Origin of the sequence: Streptomyces sp. 2114.4, assembly GCF_900187385.1 — a bacterium.
GTDB lineage: Bacteria > Actinomycetota > Actinomycetes > Streptomycetales > Streptomycetaceae > Streptomyces > Streptomyces mooreae.
Map to the genome: position 1 here is coordinate 3022152 of NZ_FYEY01000001.1, position 20068 is coordinate 3042219.

The 20068-nt window shown below is 74.7% G+C and carries 16 protein-coding genes; 5 read left to right on the forward strand and 11 right to left on the reverse strand.

The window, feature by feature from the left end; all coding sequences use genetic code 11:
- Positions 1-59: 59 nt before the first annotated feature.
- The 5 genes from manA to CFW40_RS13070 all read right to left on the reverse strand — a co-directional run bounded on the left by manA (position 60) and on the right by CFW40_RS13070 (position 4910).
- Entirely contained in the window at positions 60-1298 is a 1239-nt protein-coding gene (gene manA, locus CFW40_RS13050; RefSeq protein ID WP_088797948.1) for a mannose-6-phosphate isomerase, class I, read from the reverse strand.
- A 79-nt stretch (positions 1299-1377) separates the two neighbouring features.
- A complete protein-coding gene (locus tag CFW40_RS13055) occupies positions 1378-2514 on the reverse strand; it encodes an SIS domain-containing protein (RefSeq protein ID WP_088797949.1) in 1137 nt (378 codons plus the stop codon).
- 76 nt (positions 2515-2590) lie between these two features.
- Positions 2591-2797 carry a Trm112 family protein gene (locus CFW40_RS13060; RefSeq protein WP_088797950.1) on the reverse strand — a complete coding sequence of 69 codons (207 nt, stop codon included), beginning with the start codon at positions 2795-2797 and terminating at the stop codon, positions 2591-2593.
- 190 nt (positions 2798-2987) lie between these two features.
- Positions 2988-4346 (reverse strand): phosphomannomutase/phosphoglucomutase, encoded by a 1359-nt coding sequence (locus CFW40_RS13065; protein WP_088797951.1) that lies wholly within the window; start codon positions 4344-4346, stop codon positions 2988-2990.
- A 117-nt stretch (positions 4347-4463) separates the two neighbouring features.
- The gene (locus tag CFW40_RS13070) at positions 4464-4910 is read right to left on the reverse strand and encodes a DUF3499 domain-containing protein (RefSeq protein WP_088797952.1); all 447 of its coding nucleotides are present in this window, start codon (positions 4908-4910) and stop codon (positions 4464-4466) included.
- 258 nt (positions 4911-5168) lie between these two features.
- On the opposite strand from CFW40_RS13070, the gene CFW40_RS13075 reads away from it, so the two are divergent.
- Positions 5169-5627, forward strand: a complete 459-nt coding sequence (locus tag CFW40_RS13075) for a metallopeptidase family protein (RefSeq protein ID WP_176956513.1) — start codon at positions 5169-5171, stop codon at positions 5625-5627.
- A 33-nt stretch (positions 5628-5660) separates the two neighbouring features.
- On the opposite strand, the gene CFW40_RS13080 is transcribed toward CFW40_RS13075, so the two are convergent.
- From CFW40_RS13080 to CFW40_RS13090, 3 genes are all read right to left on the reverse strand, one after another.
- A complete protein-coding gene (locus tag CFW40_RS13080; protein WP_088797953.1) occupies positions 5661-7253 on the reverse strand; it encodes a DUF5719 family protein in 1593 nt (530 codons plus the stop codon).
- Positions 7250-11098: a glycosyltransferase family 2 protein gene (locus CFW40_RS13085; protein ID WP_088797954.1), complete on the reverse strand. Its 3849-nt coding sequence runs from the start codon at positions 11096-11098 to the stop codon at positions 7250-7252. Before CFW40_RS13085 ends, CFW40_RS13080 begins: the two co-directional genes overlap by 4 nt.
- A gap of 327 nt (positions 11099-11425) precedes the next feature.
- Positions 11426-11689, reverse strand: a complete 264-nt coding sequence (locus tag CFW40_RS13090) for a WhiB family transcriptional regulator (protein ID WP_003983763.1) — start codon at positions 11687-11689, stop codon at positions 11426-11428.
- A 701-nt stretch (positions 11690-12390) separates the two neighbouring features.
- On the opposite strand from CFW40_RS13090, the gene CFW40_RS13100 reads away from it, so the two are divergent.
- Genes CFW40_RS13100 through CFW40_RS13110 form a run of 3 tightly spaced genes read left to right on the forward strand, consistent with a single transcriptional unit; the run spans position 12391 to position 15218 of the window.
- Positions 12391-12900 carry a cysteine dioxygenase family protein gene (locus CFW40_RS13100; protein WP_088797955.1) on the forward strand — a complete coding sequence of 170 codons (510 nt, stop codon included), beginning with the start codon at positions 12391-12393 and terminating at the stop codon, positions 12898-12900.
- Between the two features lie 33 nt (positions 12901-12933).
- Positions 12934-13890: a 2-phospho-L-lactate transferase gene (gene cofD, locus CFW40_RS13105; RefSeq protein WP_088797956.1), complete on the forward strand. Its 957-nt coding sequence runs from the start codon at positions 12934-12936 to the stop codon at positions 13888-13890.
- Complete coding sequence (locus tag CFW40_RS13110; RefSeq protein ID WP_088797957.1) at positions 13887-15218, forward strand: coenzyme F420-0:L-glutamate ligase; 1332 nt, start codon at positions 13887-13889, stop codon at positions 15216-15218. The genes cofD and CFW40_RS13110 overlap by 4 nt, the downstream gene beginning before the upstream one ends.
- 19 nt (positions 15219-15237) lie before the next feature.
- Here CFW40_RS13110 and CFW40_RS13115 read toward each other — a convergent pair whose 3' ends face one another.
- The 3 genes from CFW40_RS13115 to CFW40_RS13125 all read right to left on the reverse strand — a co-directional run bounded on the left by CFW40_RS13115 (position 15238) and on the right by CFW40_RS13125 (position 19042).
- Positions 15238-16143, reverse strand: a complete 906-nt coding sequence (locus CFW40_RS13115; protein ID WP_088797958.1) for a DNA-3-methyladenine glycosylase — start codon at positions 16141-16143, stop codon at positions 15238-15240.
- A 168-nt stretch (positions 16144-16311) separates the two neighbouring features.
- On the reverse strand, positions 16312-17394 hold the full coding sequence (locus CFW40_RS13120; protein ID WP_088797959.1) for an NDP-sugar synthase: 1083 nt from the start codon (positions 17392-17394) through the stop codon (positions 16312-16314).
- 271 nt (positions 17395-17665) lie between these two features.
- Positions 17666-19042, reverse strand: coding sequence for a peptidoglycan recognition protein (locus tag CFW40_RS13125; protein WP_088797960.1), 1377 nt, complete (start codon positions 19040-19042; stop codon positions 17666-17668).
- 128 nt (positions 19043-19170) lie between these two features.
- Here CFW40_RS13125 and CFW40_RS13130 point away from each other — a divergent pair, with 128 nt between their 5' ends.
- Positions 19171-19932 (forward strand): TIGR03089 family protein, encoded by a 762-nt coding sequence (locus CFW40_RS13130; protein WP_088802085.1) that lies wholly within the window; start codon positions 19171-19173, stop codon positions 19930-19932.
- Positions 19933-20068: the final 136 nt, after the last annotated feature.

Here is a 20068-nt window from a genome sequence, read left to right on the forward strand (position 1 = left end):
AGGCCCCGGCGACGGTTTCCCACCCCCGGCACTCGCCCAGCGGCCGCCCCCGTAGGAGCTCAGGCCACCACCGTCGCGCGGAAGAGCGTGCCCTCGCCGGCGATCGTGAGGCGCTCACCGGCCGGTACGAATGCGGACTCACCAGGCGACAAGGTCAATTCGCCCCCCACCTCGGCAGAACCGCCGGCGCCGCCCCCGTCACCTGCACCTCCGCCGCCCCGCACCCGGACCGCCCCCGCCGTGCACAGCAGGATCTGCGGCGTGCGGGAGACGAGCGGGCGCGGGGCGGCGCCGGGGGCCAGAGCGAAGCGGGAGAGGCGGAACTCGTCGATGGGGGTGTCGTAGATCTCCTCCCCGTCCACCGCTTCGGGGCGCAGCACCCCCGCGTCGCCGGCCTCGAAGCGGACCACCCGCAGCAGTTCCGGTACGTCGACGTGCTTGGGGGTCAGACCGCAGCGGAGCACGTTGTCCGAGTTGGCCATCAGCTCGACGCCGAGGCCGCTGAGGTAGGCGTGCGGGATGCCGGCGCCGAGGAACAGCGCCTCGCCGGGCTGGAGTTGGACGTGGTTGAGCAGCATGGCGGCCAGCACGCCGGGGTCGCCCGGGTGGTGGTGGGCGATGCCGGCGTAGGCGGCGTAGTCGTCGGCGTACGGGCCGCCCTTGTCCGCCAGCCGGTCGGCGGCGAGGGCCGCCCGCTCGACGGTGCCGGCGATCGCGTGGTGCTCGGCGCTCAGGACGGCGGTGAACACCTCGCGCAGCGCGTCCTCCTCCGGACTGGCGCGCAGGATGTCGACGTACGGCGTGAGGTCGTCGAGGTCCAGGCCCGCGAGGAGGTCGGCGGCCTGCGCCGGGTGCCGGAAGCCGCACAGCCCGTCGAAGGGGGTGAGCGCGACGATCAGTTCGGGCTTGTGGTTGGCGTCCTTGTAGTTGCGGTGGGCGGCGTCGACGGGGATGCCGCGCCGCTCCTCGTCGGCGAAGCCCTCCCCGGCCTGCGCCAGATCGGGGTGGACCTGGAGGGAGAGCGGGGAGCCGGCCGCGAGCAGTTTGAGCAGGAAGGGCAGCCGGGGGCCGAAGGCGCGGACGGTGTCGGCGCCGAGTTCGGTTTCCGGGGCGGCGTCGATCACCTCGGCCAGGGAGACGGGGCCCGCGCCGCGGTCGATGCGGGAGGGGGCGCCGGGGTGGGCGCCCATCCACATCTCGGCCTGCGGTTCGCCGGTCGGTGCGATGCCGAGGAGTTCCGGGAGGGCGGTGGTGGAACCCCAGGCGTAGGGGCGCACGGTATTGGCGAGGCGGTCCATGGGACTACTGCTTCCTGAGGGACGTACGTGGCTGCGCAGTCATGCGGCCGGCCTGCGGGTGCGGGCCGGCCGTCACAGATCACTCGGTGCCGGCGAGCGCCAGGTAAACGGCGCCGAAATCCACGATGGCGAGTAGTTCCGCGGCCTTCTCCAGATCGGTGCCGGCTTCCGGTTCCAGTTCGCTGACGGCGGTGTCGCGCTCCTCGGCGAGCGCCTGGGCGGCGCGGGTGGCGGACAGCGGGCCGGGCTCCTGCTCGCGCAGCAGCACCACTCTGGCGTGCATCGCCGCGGGCTGCTCGACCCGGTCGCGGAAGAAGTCGTCGGGGTCGGCGCCGGCGGCCAGCGCTCCGGCGAGCAGGGTGCGGTGGGTGGCGAGCGCTTCGGGCAGCTCGGCGGCGAGCGCGGGGCGGCCGGCGAGCCCGGACAGCTCGGTGGCGAAGTGCCGGCCGATGGCGCCGGCGATGGTGCCTTCGGTCCAGATCAGCGGGAAGGAGTCGGCGAGGTCGGCGGCGAGGGTCTTGCCGGGGTTGGTGTACGTCGGGATGGCCGGGCCGCAGCGTTCGGCGAGCTGGTCGAGGCGGTCGGCGAGCTTGCTCAGGTCCTCCGGCGGGGCGCTGAGCAGGCCGATCCGGTCGGCGAGCGAGAGCAGCGGGATGAGCACCGACCAGAGGGTGCCGGGGGCGGCCGGCGGGGCGCCCTCGAGGTCGAATTCGGCGTCGTAGGGGGTGGTCGCCAGCGGGACGGCCAGGCCGCGGGCCTGGGTGACGGCGTCGGCGAGCGGGCCGCCGGCCGGGGTGACGGCGACGACGGCGCAGCCGCGGCGGTAGGCCTGCTCGACCAGCTCGGCGAGGCCGGGGTCGGCGGCGTCCGGGCCGGGGAGCAGCAGCAGGTCCAGGGGCCCGGCCCAGCCGGGCAGGGTCCAGCGCAGGGCGCCGGGGAGCGGGGCGACTCCGGTGGGCGGGATCAGGGTGACCGGGCAGCTGCCGCCGCCGAGCGCCCGCAGGAGATCGGCGACCCCGGCCGCGGCAGGGCTGGGCCCGGCGACGAGCACGGAGCGCGGGCGTCCGTCGGGGGTGAGTTCGGGGATGCCGGATTCGGCGGCGCTGCGGGCGGCGGTGCGGACCCGGGCGCCGGATTCGGCGACGCCGCGCAGCAGACCGAAGCGGTCGGCGCCCGCCAGTGCGTCAGGGGTGTCGAGGAGTGACTCGTCGAGCATGGTGGGCGCGGCCTCCGATCGCCGGTACGGGCGGGGGAACTCGGGGCGGGGCCGGGGCGGGCCCGGCGGCGCCCGGTCAGGCGGGGCTGGTGGTGCCTTCCGTGCCCTGGGGGCGGGCCTCGTCGACGAGGAGTACGGGGATGCCGTCCCGGACGGGGTAGGCGAGGCCGCAGTCGCCGGAGGTGCACCGCAGCTCGGCGGGGTCGTCGGCGGTCCGGTCGTCGAGCGGGGCGTGGCACGCCGGGCAGGCGAGGATCTGGATCAAGCTGGCGTCGACCGGCATGGACGGTGCTCCTTCGGGGCGGTTGCGGCGTGGCCAGCCTACCGCCGGGCGGGGGGCGGGGGCGTGCTCGGAGGAGTTTGGGGGTGGCGGGCGGCGGGGTTCCGCATGCGCCCGCCACCGCCCGGCGCCGGCACCGGGGCACGGGCGGCCCCGGCCCGGTCCCGGCGGCGCCGGGCGCGGGTGCGGGGCCTCAGGCGCGGATGATGCCCAGGGCCTCGTCGCGGACCCGGTCGGCCGTCGCCCGGTCGCGGGCCTCGACGTTCAGCCGGAGCAGCGGCTCGGTGTTGGAGGCGCGCACGTTGAACCACCAGTCGTCGGCGGTGACGGTCAGTCCGTCCAGCTCGTCGAGGGTGACGCCGGCCCGGCCCTCGTAGGCCGCCTTGATCGCGGCGAGCCGGCCGGTCTGGTCGTCGACGGTGCTGTTGATCTCGCCGGAGGCCGCGTACCGGTCGTACCGGGCGACCAGCTGCGACAGCGGGCACTGCTGGCCGCCGAGGGCCGCCAGGACGTGCATCGCGGCGAGCATGCCGGTGTCGGCGTTCCAGAAGTCGCGGAAGTAGTAGTGCGCGGAGTGCTCGCCGCCGAAGATCGCGCCGGTTTTGGCCATCTCCTCCTTGATGAAGGAGTGTCCGACGCGGGTGCGGACCGGCTTGCCGCCGTTCTCCTTGACGACCTCCGGCACCGACCAGGAGGTGATCAGGTTGTGGATGACCGTTCCGCCGGGGTGCTTGGCCAGCTCGCGGGCGGCGACCAGGGCGGTGATCGCGGACGGGGAGACCGGATCGCCGTTCTCGTCGACGACGAAGCAGCGGTCGGCGTCACCGTCGAAGGCGAGGCCGAGGTCGGCGCCCCTCTCGCGCACCCGCGCCTGGAGATCGACGATGTTCTTCGGATCCAGCGGGTTGGCCTCGTGGTTCGGGAACGAGCCGTCCAACTCGAAGTACATGGCGTCCAGTTCGAGCGGCAGGCCCTCGAAGACGGTGGGGACGGTGTGTCCGCCCATGCCGTTGCCCGCGTCGACCACGACCTTCAGCGGGCGGATGCCGCTGAGGTCCACCAGGCCGCGCAGGTGGGCGGCGTAGTCATCGAGGACATCGCGCTGGGTCACACTGCCCGTTCCGGCGACCGGCTCCGGGGCGCCCTCGTCGGACCAGCGCTCGACCAGTGCGCGGATCTCGGCGAGACCGGTGTCCTGGCCGACCGGCGCCGCGCCCGCCCGGCACATCTTGATGCCGTTGTACCGGGCGGGGTTGTGCGAGGCGGTGAACATGGCGCCGGGCAGGTCCAGGGCGCCGCTGGCGAAGTACAGCTCGTCGGTCGAGCAGAGACCGATCTCCGTGACGTCCGCGCCGCGGGCCGCGGCGCCGCGGGCGAACGCGCGGGACAGGCCGGGCGAGGAGGGCCGCATGTCGTGTCCGGTCACGATCGCGTCCGCGCCGGTGATCTCGGCGAAGGCCGCTCCGAACAGCTCGGCCAGGGGCTCGTCCCACTGGGTGGGGACGACGCCGCGTACGTCATACGCCTTCACGATCTGCGACAGATCAGTCACAGCCAGCCCTCCTGGAGAGTCATTACGGACTCCCAACCTACCGGGCGGCGGCGCGGCACGCGGGCCGGCAGGTGCTGCCCTGCGGGCCCGGCGGAACGGTGCAACGGCCCGCCGGGGTCAGGAATCCGGCGAGCGCAGCACCCGGAGGTGGCCCCGGCGGGCGACCTCCATGGGGTGGGTGTCGCGGGCGCCCGGATCCGGGGTGCCGCCGGCGCCGGCCGCACGCTCCTGGGGGCGGGCCGCCTCGCGTACGGCGTTCGCGAGGGCTTCGAGGTCGTCGCCGCTGGGGCGGGGCGGGCCGGAGTCGAGGGCGAGGCGGACAACTTCCCAGCCGCGGGGCGCGGTCAGGCGCTCGGAGTGCTCGGCGCACAGGTCGTAGCAGTGCGGTTCGGCGTAGGTGGCGAGCGGTCCGAGCACGGCGGTCGAATCCGCATAGACGTACGTCAGCGTTGCGACGGCGGGGCGGCCGCACGCAGTGCGCGAACAGCGACGTACAGGGCTCACGACGTTGGACGGTACCGCACTCTTGAGCGGGCCGCGACGACTCTCCCCCGGCTCACCCAACCGTGTCGTCCCGCTTCGTCCGATGCGTCTGACCTGCACCCGCTCGACCTGACCTGGGCCGGGCACGCCGGGGCGGACGCCGCGCGGCGCGGAATCCGGTGACGACTCGATACATTTCCTGCCATTCCGATTCGGTCCGTGATCTCGTGCGGGCAGGCAAACGGACTCGATGCGGACAGCTCCGGTCAGCCGACGACATGCCACGTCTTGCCGCGCTCCCCGGTGTCCGGCGGCGCCGGACGGCTACGCTCGATGCTGATGGACGCTCCCGTACCTCCCCGACCGGCGCAGCCGCGGATCCGCCGCCGCGACCGCCACGGCCGCGGCATGCGCGGCCCGATCGCGCCGCCCCAGGTGCCGCTGTCGGTGACCCGCGCCGACGCGTTCGTGGATCTTGTCTATGACTCCCGGGACCGGCTGGAGCGGCGCTGGCCGCAGCTCTCCCAGGTCGACTTCCTCGTCCTGGAGGTGCCCGGGTCCGGGCCGGACGACGGGCCGGACACGGACGCCGGCGAGGAGACCGTGCCGCTGGGGCGGGTGGCGCCCGCCGCGGGCGGATATCGCGACCGGATCGTGATCTACCGCAGGCCGGTGGAGATCCGGACGAAGAGCCGTGACGAGCGGGCGCTGCTGGTGCACGAGGTCGTGGTCGAGCAGGTCGCCGAACTGCTGGGGCTGGCCCCGGAGTCGGTGGACCCGCGCTACGGCCAGGACTGAGGCCGTCGCGCGGGTCCGCCGGAGCCGGTGCGGTCAGTCGGTGAGGACCGACAGGTCCTGGCCCGCGGTCGGCACGAGGACCGAGCTCCGGTCGTCGGGCATCGGCTGGACGGTGAAGGCGGGCACCCCGCCCTGGGGCCGGGCCAGCATGCGGGACGCGTAGACGGGGCCGCTGCCGGGCTCCGGCTCCACCGTCAGGGCGTAGCTCCCCTTCAGGCCCGTCGGGCGGGGCGGGACGGCATCGAGGCTGGTGCCGCCCTTGACCGTGTACGTCTTGGTGACCGGACTCCCGCCGCCGCTGCCGGCCGACGCGGTGACCTTCACCTTGGCGTCCTTGCCCTTCTCCGGCGCGACCAGCGAGAGGGTGGCGTCCTTGCCGCGGTTGTCGACGGCGGTGGCGCGCTTCTCGACGGGCCGGGTCGCGGGGATGAACGCCATCTCCTGCTTGGCGCCCTTGCCGCGGGTCACCCGCAGCGCGGCCGCGACCGGGACCTTGGAGCCGCTGTCGGAGGGCGTGAGCACCAGCGAGCCGGCTTCGCCCTTGGTCAGGTCCTTGAGGTCCACCGCCGTGGTCATCCCGCTCTTGAGGTGCAGGGTCTCCACTCCGGCGGGGGTGATCATCCCGGTCGGGGTGGCCAGTTGCACCTTCAGGTCGGCGTCGGACTCACCGGGGGCGAGGGCGACCAGCCGGACGGAGGTGGCGTCCTTGGGGACACCGGGCAGCACCACGCTCGGCGACGGGTCGGCGGCGGGCGGCAGCCAGTCGCTGCCGAGCTTGCTGTCGCTCGCCTGGACCGCGGCGCCGACCCGGCCCTCGCGGGCGACGACATGCAGGGTCGCATTGGTGGTGGGGGTGTCGGTGAGGGTGGAGAGCAGCACGGGGACCGTGGTGTGCGGCGGGACGGAGATGTCCTCGCCGGCCGAGCCCGCCAACGCCCCGTCCTTGCCGCGCAGTTCGAGGTCGACGACGGCCGGGGTCGAGTCGGGGTTGGTGAGGTGGACGTAGTCCTGGCGGTCGGTGGCGGTGCTGACGCCGGGGAACCAGAACGTGGTGTCGGGGGCGGTGCAGCCCAGGCCCAGGAGGCCGCGGCCGGAGCCCGCGGCGACCGAGGTGGTCTGCTGGACGGTCCAGCCGGGGGCGAGGGCGCCGTCCGCCGTGCCCACGAGGGCGGGGGCGTCGGCGCTGTCGGTGGTCGTGGTGACCGGCCGCCCGGCCTGCCGGAGGGGCACGACGGGCTTGGTGTCGCGGGGCGGGACGGCCTGTCCGGCGGCGGAGTCCGCCGCGCCCTCGCCTCCCTTGGCGCCCTTCTTGCCCTTGCCCTTGTCCTTGCCGCCGCCCGTGCCGCCGGTGTCCTTGACGGTCCCGGCGGGCAGCAGCTGGGCGGTGCTCTTCTTGCCGTCCGCGCCGGCGGCGGCTTTCTGGGGGGCGAAGGCGGTGTAGGCGGTCTCGCCGACCTCGGAGGAGGTCGGGGCGGGGCACAGCAGCGCGGAGCGCTGGACCGGCAGCCGGGTGCCGCCGCGGGGTGCCTCGGGGGCGCCGCCGTCCGGCGTGGCCACGGCGGCGACGCCGGTGACGGCGGCCAGCGCCACGCTCACGCCGATCAGGGACATCATGGTGCGCTTCACTGCTGGTCGCTCCCGTCACGGCGCGGCTCCGGGTAGGAGCCGGAGTACCCCGGGTACTCGGTGCCGTCGTCGTAGGGCTGCTGGTGCTGCGGCCCGCCGTCGCCGTACTGCTGCTGCCCGTACCCGTACGGGTCGTAGGCGCCCGCCTGGTAGGGGTCCGCGGCGTACGGGCCCGCCGCCTGGTAGGGGTCGCCCGGCGGATAGGGCGGCGGGCCGTACGGCCCGGCCTGGTAGGGGCCGCCGGGGGCGTAGGGCTGCTGTTCGCCGGGGTGGCCCGGCACACCGGGCTCGCCCTGCCGGGCCGCCTGCCAGGCGTCGTACTCCTGCTGCTGCGGCACGGCGCCGTACGGGTCGGCGTCCCCCATGGGGCCGGCGGGCATGCCGTCCGCGTCCTGGGCGGGGACCACCGCGGCCATCGGGCCGGCAGGGGCCATCGGGTCAACAGGGGCCGTCGGGTCGGCGGCCGGGCCCTGCGGCTGCTCCCCCGTCCGGGCCGCGGGGATGCCGGGACCGGCCCCCTCGGGGGCGCCCGCGGCCTCGGCCTGGGCCCGCAGGCGCCGGGCCCGGCGGCCGTCGCCGGTCGCCGCGGCGGCCTGGGCGGCGGCCGTGTCCTCGGGCAGGTCGTCGTCGATCTCCCGGCGGCGGCCCGGCAGCGCCAGGACCACCAGGACGACGGCGAGCAGGCCCTGCGCCCACAGCCAGAGGGTGTGGCCGAGCGGGTTCTCGTGGGTGAGGTCGAGGGTGCCGCCGCCCGCGGGGAGCGTGAAGCCCTGGGCCCAGCCGTCGACGGTCCGCGGCTTGAGCGGGGTGCCGTTGAGCGTGGCCTGCCAGCCCTCGTCGGCGGCGTCCGCGAGGCGCAGCACCCGGCCGTCGGCACCGGCGGGCACCTTGGTGTGCGCCTCGACGGGTCCGGACGGTACGGGGACGGGCGCGGCGGCCTCGCCGGCGCTGGTGCCGTCCTTGGCCTCGCCCGCGACGATCGAGAGCCGCGAGACCCGGCGGTCGACGCGCCACAGGGCGCTGCCGTCGTCCTGGCTGAGCCGGGTCAGCCCCGGGGTGGAGTCCAGCACCCGGCCCATCTCGCGCGGTGCCCCGCCCCTGACCAGGACGTAGCGGACCGCGTAGCCGCCGAGCTGGTTGGTCTGGTCGGCGCCGGAGCCGGCCACCAGGTGGGCGACGATGCCGCCGAGCCGCTTGTCCTCGCCCGCCGCTGCGGCCAGGTCGGCGTCACCGAGCTCGGCTCCGGAGCCGCGGACGAGGGAGTAGTCGACATGGCCCGGCGTGCCGTCGAGGACCAGGGTGCGGGCCCGGTCGGAGGTGCCGGCCTCCTCGGCGACGAAGGCCGGGACCTGCTCCGGGTTGCGCCGCTCCAGCGGACCGGCGGCACCGGTGATCATCCAGCTGACCGCGGCGTAGAGCGGGGCGAGCACCGACGCCAGCGCGATCAGCACCGCGACCGGCTGCTTCCAGCCGAAGCCGAGGCTGGCCATCCGGGTGCGGATGCCCTCGGCGCCGATCGCGGCGGCGCACAGCAGCGCCAGCCCATAGACGAGCATCGCGGGCCCGGTCCAGCCGGAGCCGTTGCCCAGCGCCGCGAACAGCAGGCCGGCCAGGGCCACCGCCCAGGCGATGCGGATCGCGCGCTGCCGCTCGTCGCGCAGGGTCGCGGCGAGCGCGGCCGCCACGATGCCGAAGAGCAGCACCCCGCCGACGGCCTTGGGGCCGCCGGGGCTGAGCCCGATGAGGTCGAGCACGGAGGCGGAGCCTGCGCCGTAGCCGAGCCCGGCCTCCTGGAAGAAGCGGGACGGCTGGGTCAGCAGCGACAGGGACCAGGGGGCGAGCACGACGAGCGGCGCGAGGAGCACGACCAGGAACCGCAGCCCGTGGGCGCCCAGCTGGTCGCGGTGGCCACCGGCGAAGCGCAGCACCAGCAGGCCGGTGCCGAGCAGCACCGCGATCGGCCAGACGACCGGGGTGAAGGCCATGGTGAAGGTGATCAGCAGCGCATATGCCCAGGTGGCGCGCCAGCTGGGCCGGCTGCCCGCGGGCAGCCGCAGTCCGCTCGCCGCGACGGCGGCGCGCGCCATCAGCGGCAGCAGGACGGCGAGCACCGCGGTGCCCAGCCGGCCGCCGGCCAGCGCGCCGGCGGCCGCGGGCAGGAAGGCGTACGCGATGCTCGCCCAGGCCCGCAGCAGTCGGGAGGCGACCAGCGGGCGGGAGGCGAAGTAGGCGGTGAGGCCGGCCAGCGGGACGCAACAGACCAGCATCAGGGTGACGGTGAAGCCGGTGCTGCCGAGGAAGATGCTCGACAGCAGGGCGACGACGGCCAGGTAGGGCGGCGCGGAGGCGCTGCCGCCGACCCCGACGGCGTGCCAGCTGTCGAGGTAGGCCGACCAGAGATCAAAGACGCTGCCGGGCGCGGGCAGCATCGCCCCGCCGGTCAGCGCGCCGGAGCCGAGCAGGCCGCGGCAGGCGACCAGCGAGACCAGCAGCAGGACGAGGAAGAGCACCGGTGCGGGCTTGCGGGCGATCCGCTTGAGCCGGGCGAACTGCTCGACCTCCAGGAAGTCGGCGTCGTCGCCGCCGGGCCCGGACTCGACCGCGCCGTGCCGGCCGGCCGAGGCCACATCCGGTGCGGCCCGCCCGGCGAGGTTGCCGGCGACCTGTTCGACGGTGGCCCGCACGGTCGCGCCGGGGGGCGGGAAGAGCGGCCGCAGTTCGCCGGTGTCGACCGCGGGGCGGCCTCTCTTCTTCCGTGCGGCGAGGATCTTGCCGGGTCGCAGCAGAGTGCCGAAGAGTCCGGCGAGTTCGTCGAGCGCCTGGCCCGGGACCTTGCCGACGAGGTAGGCGATGACCCGCAGGAAGGTGCCGATCAGCAGCCGCAGCAGGACGTACGGGAGGATCGCGCCGCGGGTGTTGGTGAGCAGGGTGTAGACGGCGCCGGCCTTGTCGACGCGGTGCGGGTTGGCCACGCTCCGGCCGACGCAGTCGATGGGGCGGCGCTCGCGGGCGGCGGCCTCGGCGTGCCGCAGGATCGCGTCCGGTGCGACCAGGACCTGGTGTCCCGCGGCCTGGGCGCGCCAGCACAGGTCGACGTCGTCGCGCATCAGCGGCAGCCGGCGGTCGAAGCCGCCCAACTCCTCGTAGACGTCACGGCGGATGAGCATGCCGGCGGTGGAGACGGACAGCACGGGGCGCACCTGGTCGTGCTGGCCCTGGTCCTGTTCGCGGCGGTCCAGGCCGGTCCAACGGCGACCGCTGCGGGCGATGCTGACGCCGGCTTCGAGCAGCTGCCGGCGGTCGTACCAGCTGCGCAGCTTGGGGCCGACGATCACGGTGGAGGGGCTGGCGTCGGCGACCCGCAGCAGCTCGGCGAGCGCGTCCGGCTCGGGCGCGCAGTCGTCGTGCAGCAGCCACAGCCACTGGACCGGTTCGCCGTGCGGCAGCTCCGGCATGTCGTAGGCCTCGTCGCGCCAGGTGCGGCTGACCGGGTCCCAGCCGCTGGGGCGGCGCAGGTACGGCAGGTCGTCGGGGGTGAGTTCGGGGGCCGTGCGGACGGCTTCGTCGACGGCGGTGCCGAATCCGGAGCGGCGGGCGAGGTGCAGCACCCGCTGGTCCCCGATGGCCTCGGCGAGCAGCTGGGCGGAGCGGTCCGCGCTGCCGGTGTCGGCGCCGATGACGTTCTGCACCGGGCGCTCCTGGCCGAGCAGACCGGTGAGCGCGTCGGGCAGCCAGCGGGCACCGTCATGGGAGACGATCACGGCGGTGACGACGTGCCTCGGGAACTCTGGGGTGGCGGCTGCGTATGAGGCGGCCTGGGCCGCCGGCTGGCTGTGCACGGACATCGAGGTACGGGCCCTCCGGACCCGGGAGTTCGAAGGCCCGCGGCGAAGTCGCGCTAAGGCCCCGCCCCCGGAAGACACTGCGACGGACTACGAGGCGACGCGCGCGCCCGGCAGGGCGGCGGCGCATCTCGGACGGGGCCCCACACTAATGGTTCGCGCCGGTCCCCCGACCGGGCCCGTACGAAGCAGCACACAGCAGTCCGCCTCCGGCGCACGAGTCGCAGGAGGCGGAGTGTTCGCTATAGGGGGATATGGGGAGTTGAGGTGGTACGGCGGCGTGGTCCGTGAGGCCCCGCCCGTCCGGTCCGGCCGGCTGCGCTGTCATCGTCAGACGGCGGCCTTCTTCAGCCGGCGCCGCTCGCGCTCGGACAGGCCGCCCCAAATGCCGAAGCGCTCGTCATTGGCGAGCGCGTACTCCAGGCATTCGGACCGGACTTCGCAGGCGAGACAGACCTTCTTGGCCTCGCGGGTGGAGCCACCCTTCTCCGGGAAGAAGGACTCGGGGTCGGTCTGGGCGCACAGTGCGCGCTCCTGCCAGCCGAGCTCCTCATCCGCCTCCTCGACCAGCAATTCCTGGAACAGCTCGGTCATGTGCGCCCCTCGTCTGTCTTTACGTCCCCGTGATCAAGCCGTGATCGATTTCGGCTGAACGACACGAGTGAAATTACAAGTGTGGTGATCCGGGCCAGTCAAGCCGAGATCTGCTATTGGGCCTCTTATTCACTCGGCGGAACCAAGCGTATGCGGAAAGTGTTCAAATCAGTAAAAACCAGGACACTTCCCCGGGCGTGCCACCCGGCACGTCCTTCGTCACTCACCAAGACGCGATCAGGCGGCATTCACGTTGCACCCCGCGCGCCGAAGCAGGGGAGATCACAGACGGATCACGGGGCCGCAGCGGCGTTTGAAGGTGCGGTTGCCGGTCGATGTCTCCGTGCCAACGACTGCACAAACCTTTCTCCGGGCGGAGTAACCGGATGAGGTGAAAGATTTACGGCAAACCGGTCATCAAGTTGACATCGCCGAGTGAAACCGGTCTCCTGGACCGCATGCCAGCGACCCCCGCGCTCCGACTGACCCGTGCCTACGGGTCGCTCTGCGCTGCGCAGGCCCGCTGTCGCTGTTCCAGCTGTCGTAGCCACTGAGCTCCAGCTTTTCGCTCGCACCACCCCGCAGCACCCCTGCTCCGCGTCGCCGCGCCGCGCCCCCCACAGGGAGAGCCCGCGCCGTGCCGCAGCCCTCCCCCAGCTACGGCTGGGGCCCCAGCACCTTGGCCGAGGAACCGAAATCCCATGAACAGCGACGTCCAGATCGCCGGCGACCCGCTCGCCATCCCCCACCTGCTGCCGCCCGTTCCCTCGCACCCCACCACCGTCGCCGGCTTCGCGGGACTGGCCCGCTCGATCGCCGCCGACCGCGCCGCCTGGGCGCCGCTCGTCCGCTACGACACCACCACCCGCTGGTACCACCGGCTGCGCACGGGCCCTGGCTATGAGGTGTGGCTGCTGAGCTGGGTGCCGGGGCAGGGCAGCGGGCGGCACGACCACGGGGTGTCCTCCGGTGTGCTGACCGTCCTGGAGGGCGAGTTGACCGAGCACACCGCGACCGGGCCCCGGACGCTCGCGGCCGGCGCCCAGCGGGTGTTCGCCCCGGGCTACGTCCACGAGGTCGTCAACGACGCCCTGACCCCGGCGGTCAGCCTGCACCTCTACTCCCCGGGCCTGACCGATATGCCGATGCACCCCGGCCAGACCACGGCCCTGGGAGGCGCGGCCGCCCCGTCCGAGGTACTGGCCCCCTGACGCCCACCCGCCGGCCCCTGACATGCTGGGGCCATGCGAATCGTGGTTCTGGCCGGCGGTATCGGCGGCGCCCGCTTTCTGCGGGGACTGAAGGCAGCGGCTCCGGACGCGGACCTCACCGTCATCGGCAACACCGGCGACGACATCCATCTGTTCGGGCTCAAGGTGTGCCCCGACCTCGACACCGTGATGTACACCCTCGGCGGCGGCATCAACGAGGAGCAGGGCTGGGGCCGCACCGACGAAACCTTCCGGGTGAAGGAGGAGTTGGCCGCCTACGGTGTCGGCCCGGAGTGGTTCGGGCTCGGTGACCGGGACTTCGCCACCCATATCGTGCGGACCCAGATGCTGGGCGCCGGATATCCGCTCAGCGCGGTCACCGAGGCGCTGTGCGCGCGCTGGAAGCCCGGCGTACGGCTGCTGCCGATGTCCGACGACCGGGTCGAGACCCATGTCGCGGTCGACGAAGACGGCGAGCGCAAGGCGATCCACTTCCAGGAGTACTGGGTGCGGCTGCGCGCCTCGGTGCCGGCGCATGCCGTGGTGCCGGTCGGTGCGGACCAGGCCAAGCCGGCGCCGGGCGTGCTGGAGGCCATCGCCGACGCGGACGTGGTGCTGTTCCCGCCGTCCAACCCGGTGGTCAGCATCGGGACGATCCTGGCGGTGCCGGGCATCCGGGAGGCCATCGCGGACGCCGGGGTGCCGGTGATCGGGCTCTCCCCGATCGTCGGCGACGCCCCCGTGCGCGGGATGGCCGACAAGGTGCTGGCGGCGGTGGGCGTGGAGGCGACCGCCGCGGCCGTCGCCCGCCACTACGGCTCCGGGCTGCTGGACGGCTGGCTGGTGGACTCCGTGGACGAGGGCGCGGTGGCCGAGGTCGAGGCGGCAGGGATCCGCTGCCGGGCCGTGCCGCTGATGATGACCGGCCTGGACGCTACGGCCGCGATGGTGCGCGAGGCGCTGGCCATGGCCGAGGAGGTCCGGGCGTGAACCACCCCGAGGGGGTGCCCGGATACCGGGTGTGGGCACTGCCGGGAGTGCCCGAGGTGCGGCCCGGCGATGACCTCGTCAAGCTGATCGCCGCGGCGGCCACGGCCGAGAGCATGCCCCAACTCGCCGACGGAGACGTGCTGTTGGTGACCTCGAAGATCGTCAGCAAGGCCGAGGGCCGGGTGGTCGAGGCCACCGACCGAGAGGCGGCGATCGACGCGGAGACGGTGCGGGTGGTGGCCCGGCGCGGCACCCTGCGGATCGTGCAGAACCGGCAGGGCCTGGTGATGGCCGCGGCCGGTGTGGACGCCTCCAACACCCCGGCGGGAACGGTGCTGTTGCTGCCACAGGACCCGGACGCCTCGGCACGCGCCCTGCGGGCGGGCCTGCGCACCGAGCTCGGCGTCGACGTCGGCGTCGTCATCAGCGACACCTTCGGGCGGCCGTGGCGCAGCGGCCTCACCGATGTCGCCATCGGGGCCGCCGGGGTGCGGGTGCTGGACGATCTGCGCGGCGGCACCGACGCGTACGGCAATCCGCTCAGCGCGACGGTGGTGGCCACCGCCGACGAACTGGCCGCCGCGGGTGACCTGGTGAAGGGCAAGGCCGCCGGGCTGCCGGTCGCGGTGGTGCGCGGGCTCCCCCATGTCGTCGAGGAGTCGGGCGACGGCGCCGGGGCGGGCGCCATGGTGCGCGGCGCCGAGGACGACATGTTCCGGCTGGGCACCTCGGAGGCCGTACGCGAAGCGGTGACGGCGCGGCGTACGGTCCGCGCCTTCCGCGACGAGCCGGTCGATCCGGGGGCGGTCCGGCGCGCGGTGGCCGCGGCGCTCACCGCCCCGGCGCCGCATCACACCACGCCGTGGCGGTTCGTCCTCCTGGAGTCCCCGCAGGCGCGGGCGCGGCTGCTGGACGCGATGCGGGACGCCTGGATCGCGGATCTGCGCGCGGACGGCAAGACGGAGGAGTCCATCGCCAAGCGGGTGCGGCGGGGCGATGTGCTGCGCCAGGCGCCGTATCTCGCGGTGCCGTGCATGGTGACGGACGGCGCGCACGACTACCCCGACGCGCGGCGGAGCGCCGCGGAGCGCGAGATGTTCGTGGTGGCCCATGGCGCGGGCATCCAGAACTTCCTGGTCGCGCTGGCGGGTGAACGCCTGGGCTCCGCCTGGATCTCGTCGACGATGTTCTGCCGGGACGTGGTCCGCGAGGTGCTGGAACTTCCCGGGAACTGGGAGCCGATGGGGGCGGTGGCCATCGGGCATCCGGCGGCGGCACCGGCGCCCCGTCCGGCGCGGGCCGCCGACGAGTTCGTCGTCGTGCGCTGATCTGCGCGCTCGCCCGGGGTCAGAGCCGGGCGATGTCCCCCACGGGGAAGCGCGGGGCGCGGCGCGGCGGGACGCGGCCGGACAGCAGGATCAGCCGGGCCGCGCGGTGCCGCTGGCCCTCGTAGGGGGCGAGGAGTTCGAGCATCTGCTCGTCGGTGGTGCCGCGGCGGCCGGTGAGGGCATAGCCGATGATCTTCGGCAGATGCAGGTCGCCGACCGTGATCGCGTCCGGTGCGCCCAGGGTGCGCTGGAGGGTTTCGGCGGCGGTCCAGGGGCCGATGCCCGGCAGGGCCGTCAGCCGCCGGGTGGCGTCCGCGAGGTCCATCCGCGCGGCCTCCTCCATCCGGCGGGCGGCCCGCACCGCGCGCAGGATCGTGGCCGAGCGCTTGCCGTCGACGCCCGCGCGGTGCCACTCCCAGGAGGGGATCAGCGCCCAGCCGCGCGGGTCCGGCATCACCCGCATCCGGTCCCAGGGGCCGGGGGCGGCCTCGCCGTGCCGCCACAGCAGAAGCCGCCAGGCGCGGTAGGCCTCGTCGCTGGTGACCTTCTGCTCCAGGATCGAGGGGATCAGCGACTCCAGCACCAGACCGGTCCTCGCGAGCCGGACGCCGGGGTGGCGGCGGCGGGCCTCATGGACGATGCGGTGCCGGGCGGTGAACTCCGCCGGGTCGTCGCCCGCCCCCAGCAGCTCGGGCAGCCGGTCCAGCAGCCAGTCGGCGCCCGGCCCCCAGGCCTCGGCCTCGATGCCGCCGGCGGACGGGCGGGCGGCGAGCCGCAGCGTGCCGGGGCCCTGCGGCGTACGGCACGCGCGCCACAGCTCGCCGCCGCGCACCGCGAACGCGGGGTCGCCGGGGCCGCGCTGCAGCACACCCAGCGTGCGGTGCAGGTCGAACGGGCCGGGCGGAAGCCAGGTACGGGCGGGCATGCGGCCAGGCTAGGCGATCCGGCCGGGGCGGCGCCGGGGCCTGTGGACAACGTCGGGCCGGGCCCGGTGAGCGGTCGGCCGGCCTGCAGACCTGCCGGACGACGGGTTACCCGCCCCCACCGGCTCCTGGCCCACCGGCCTCCGGCCCACCGGCTACTGGCCCACCGGCTACTGGTCGGAGGAGAAGCGCACCGATGCGGCCGGGATATCGGCGTCGCACCAGATGCGGATGCCGCCGCGCAGCTCGTTGTCGGCGCCGATCCGCGCACCGTCGCCGATGACCGCACCGTCCAGGACCGTACGGGCCCCGATGCGCGCGCCGGCGCCGATCAGCGAGTCCCGGATCTGGGCGCCCTCCTCGATGACCGCGCCCTCGAGGACGGCGCTGCCGTCGATCCGGGCGCCGGAGCCGATGACGGTGCGGGCGCCGGCGACGGTGCCGCCGGTGAGTTTGGCGTCCGGGGCGACCTCGGCGGTCTCCAGGACCAGGCGGTCCCCGCGGCGGCCGGGCACCGCCGGGGACGGGGCGCGGCCCAGGACCAGGTCGGCGGAGCCGCGGACGAAGGCCTGCGGGGTGCCGAGGTCGAGCCAGTACGTGGAGTCGACCATGCCCTGGAGGTGAGCGCCCTCGGCGAGCAGGCCGGGGAAGGTCTCGCGTTCGACGGAGACCGGGCGCCCGGCCGGGATGGTGTCGATGACCGACCGGTTGAAGACATAGGCGCCGGCGTTGATCTGGTCGGTGACGATCTCCTCGGGGGTCTCCGGCTTCTCCAGGAAGGCGGTGACCTTGCCGGTGTCGTCGGTGGGCACCAGGCCGAAGGCGCGCGGGTCCTCGACCCGGGTGAGGTGCAGCGAGACATCGGCGCCGGCGGTGCGGTGGGTCTCGACCAGGGCCGGGATGTCCAGGCCGGTGAGGATGTCGCCGTTGAAGATCAGAACCGGCTCGTCGGGGCCGGAGTGCAGCCGCTCGGCGACATTGCGGATGGCGCCGCCGGTGCCCAGCGGCTCGTGCTCGGTGACGTACTCCAGGTGCAGGCCCAGCGCCGACCCGTCGCCGAAGTACGGCTCGAAGACCTCGGCGAGGTAGGAGGTGGCGAGGACGATGTGCTCGACGCCGGCGGCCCGGGCGCGGGCCAGCTGATGGGTGAGGAACGGCACGCCGGCCGCCGGGACCATCGGCTTGGGCGTATGCACCGTCAGCGGCCGCAGCCGCGTGCCCTTGCCGCCGACCAGGAGGATCGCTTCAGTCACTGTGTCCTCTGTTCGCTTCTCCGCCCGTGCAGCGCAGCGGTGCGGCTCTCGTCGTCGACCACAGCCCGGCGGCTGCACGTGCGACGCTCACGGGTGTCTTGTCTGCTTCCTGCTGGGGTCGGCCGATCGGCGGACCAGTGTAGGCAGACGGGACATCCGGACGCCCCAGGCGGTGCGACCGGCCCCGTGCTGTTCCGGCCACGGGGCGGTGCGGGGCCGGGGCGCGGTCGTCGTGGTCGTGAGGATGCGTCAACGGCAGGAACGGCGGTGGTCAGCGGCCCTGGAGCCCGGCCGCGGCGACCCGCGTGGCACCGAGCTTGTTGTAGAGGTACAGGCCCGGACAGTCGGTGGTGAAGCCGTCGCGGTGGCCGGAAATGACATGCAGCGGGACCTTGGCCCCCTTGGGGAAGCGGTTGCCGCCGGCGGACAGCAGTTTCGTCATCTTGCGCGGATCGACGCCGTAGAGGCCGAGCTTCCAGGCCGCCAGACGGGCGATGGCGTCGATGGCGCGCCGCGGCGGCTCGGTGTCGGTGAAGGTGCCGAGGACGGCGATGCCGGTGCTGTCGGCGTTGAAGCCGAGCGTGTGGGCGCCCATGACGGGCTTGGCGACGCCGCCCGCCCGGCCCTCGTAGACCGTGCCGCACTTGTCGATGAGGAAGTTGTAGCCGATGTCCCGCCAGCCGTTGCTCTTGACGTGGAAGCGGTACATGGCGCGGATCATCGCGGGGGCCTCGTCGCAGCTGTAGTCGTTGCCGGAGCCGCTGTGGTGGACGAAGGCGGCGCGGACGGTGCGGGTATAGATGAAGGCCTTCTCCCGCAGGTCCTCGTCGGCGCCCCAGCCTGCCCGGGTGACGATCCGGGGGCGCGCTCCGACGTAGGCGCGGGGCGGGGACAGCAGGCCCGCAGCGGCGATATCGGCCAGCGAGGCGACCTGGTCGAGGGCCGGGATCTCGGTGGCGCCGAGCGGGGCGAGCAGCGCGTTGGCGGCGGAGGCCGCGGCCGTGGCCGCCCCGGCGCCGATCGGACCCGGCGGGTCGGCGTGCGTCCCGCGGAGGCCGCGCGGGGTCCTGCCGGGGTCGACGAGTTCCAGCCGCAGCCCGGCCGGGACGGTGGCCGCCGCGCGGTCGCTGCGCTCGGGGGTGATGCGCAGTTGGACGGCATCGGAGTCGCCGACCCACAGCGGAGAGGTGCTGCCCCTGACGCCGCCGCCGTGCCGTTCGGCGGAGCCGAGGTCGGGCGCGTCGTCGTTGTGGACCTGGACGTCCTGCCAGCCGGACCACCGGGTGGTGCCGGTGGCGCGGGTGCGGACCTGGACCCGGCCGTGCAGTTCGGCGGCGGCGTCGTCCCAGACCACCCCGAGGAGGGAGAACGGCCGCACGGTGCGCGCCGGCAGGCCGAGCGTGCCGGCAGCGGGCACCGTGGGGGCGTCGCGGTCGGTGGTGTCGGGGGCGGCTGCGCCGGGCGTCGGCACCGGCAGGGACTGGGTGCTGCCGGGCAGCTCGGTGGTGCTCGTGGCGCGCGGCGCCGGCGCCGGGGCCGGGGCCTGGGCCGGGGCGGCGACGGCATGCGCACCGGCCGCCGGCGCGAGGGACAGGGCGAGGGCGGCGGTGCACACGGCGCCGAGGCAGGTCACGAGGAAAGGGCGCATGACTAAAATCCTGGACATGTCCGGACCGAACGCGCCAATGGTGACCTGACGGGGCATCGGCCGATCCGGTGGCCGGTACTGCGGTGCCCGCCCCGCCGCCGGCCGCCGCCGCGCGTACCCTGGCCGCGATGAACGCCACCGATCGCACCCCCGCCGACCTGCTGAGTTCCGCGCTCGCCGCCGATCCGGCCCGCCCGCTGGTGACCTTCTACGACGACGCCACCGGCGAGCGCGTGGAACTGTCCGTCGCGACCTTCGCCAATTGGGTGGCCAAGACCGCCAACTACCTCCAGGGCGATCTGGCCGCCGGGCCCGGCGACCGGCTCGCGCTGCTGCTGCCCGCGCACTGGCAGACCGCCGTCTGGCTGCTGGCCTGCTCCTCGGTGGGCGTGGTGGCGGAGGTGGAGGGCGATCCGGCCGCCGCCGATCTCGTCGTCGCCGGGCCCGATCGGCTGGAGGCGGCGCGGGCCTGCTCCGGGGAGCGGGTGGCGCTGGCGCTGCGCCCGCTGGGCGGCCGTTTCCCGCAGCCGCCCGCGGGCTTCGCGGACTTCGCCGTCGAGGCGCCGGGCCAGGGCGACCGGTTCGCGCCGTTCGCGCCGGTGGACCCGGCGGACGTGGCCCTGGTGGTGGGCGGCGAGGAGCTGACCGGCGCGGGCATCGGGGCGCGCGCCCTGGCCGACGCGGCGGCGGCCGGGATGCCTCCGTCCCCCCGGGTGCTGTCAGGACTGCCGTACGACACCTGGCAGGGCCTGGCGTACGGGCTCTACGCCCCGCTGGCGGCCGGCGGTTCCGTGGTGCTGTGCCGCCACCTCGACCGGCTGGACGCGGACGCCGCGGACGCCCGGGAGACCAGCGAGAAGATCACGTACAGGGCGCCGTCACCCCACTGAGCCCCGGGCACCGTCACCGCCCCGAGCCCGGCCGCTGTCCGCACCGCGCCCACGGCCCCGTCACCGCACCGAGCGCAAGCCCCCGGCGCCACACCGGGCGCTCCTCCCCCGTCCGGCGGACCGGTGGCGCCCGTGG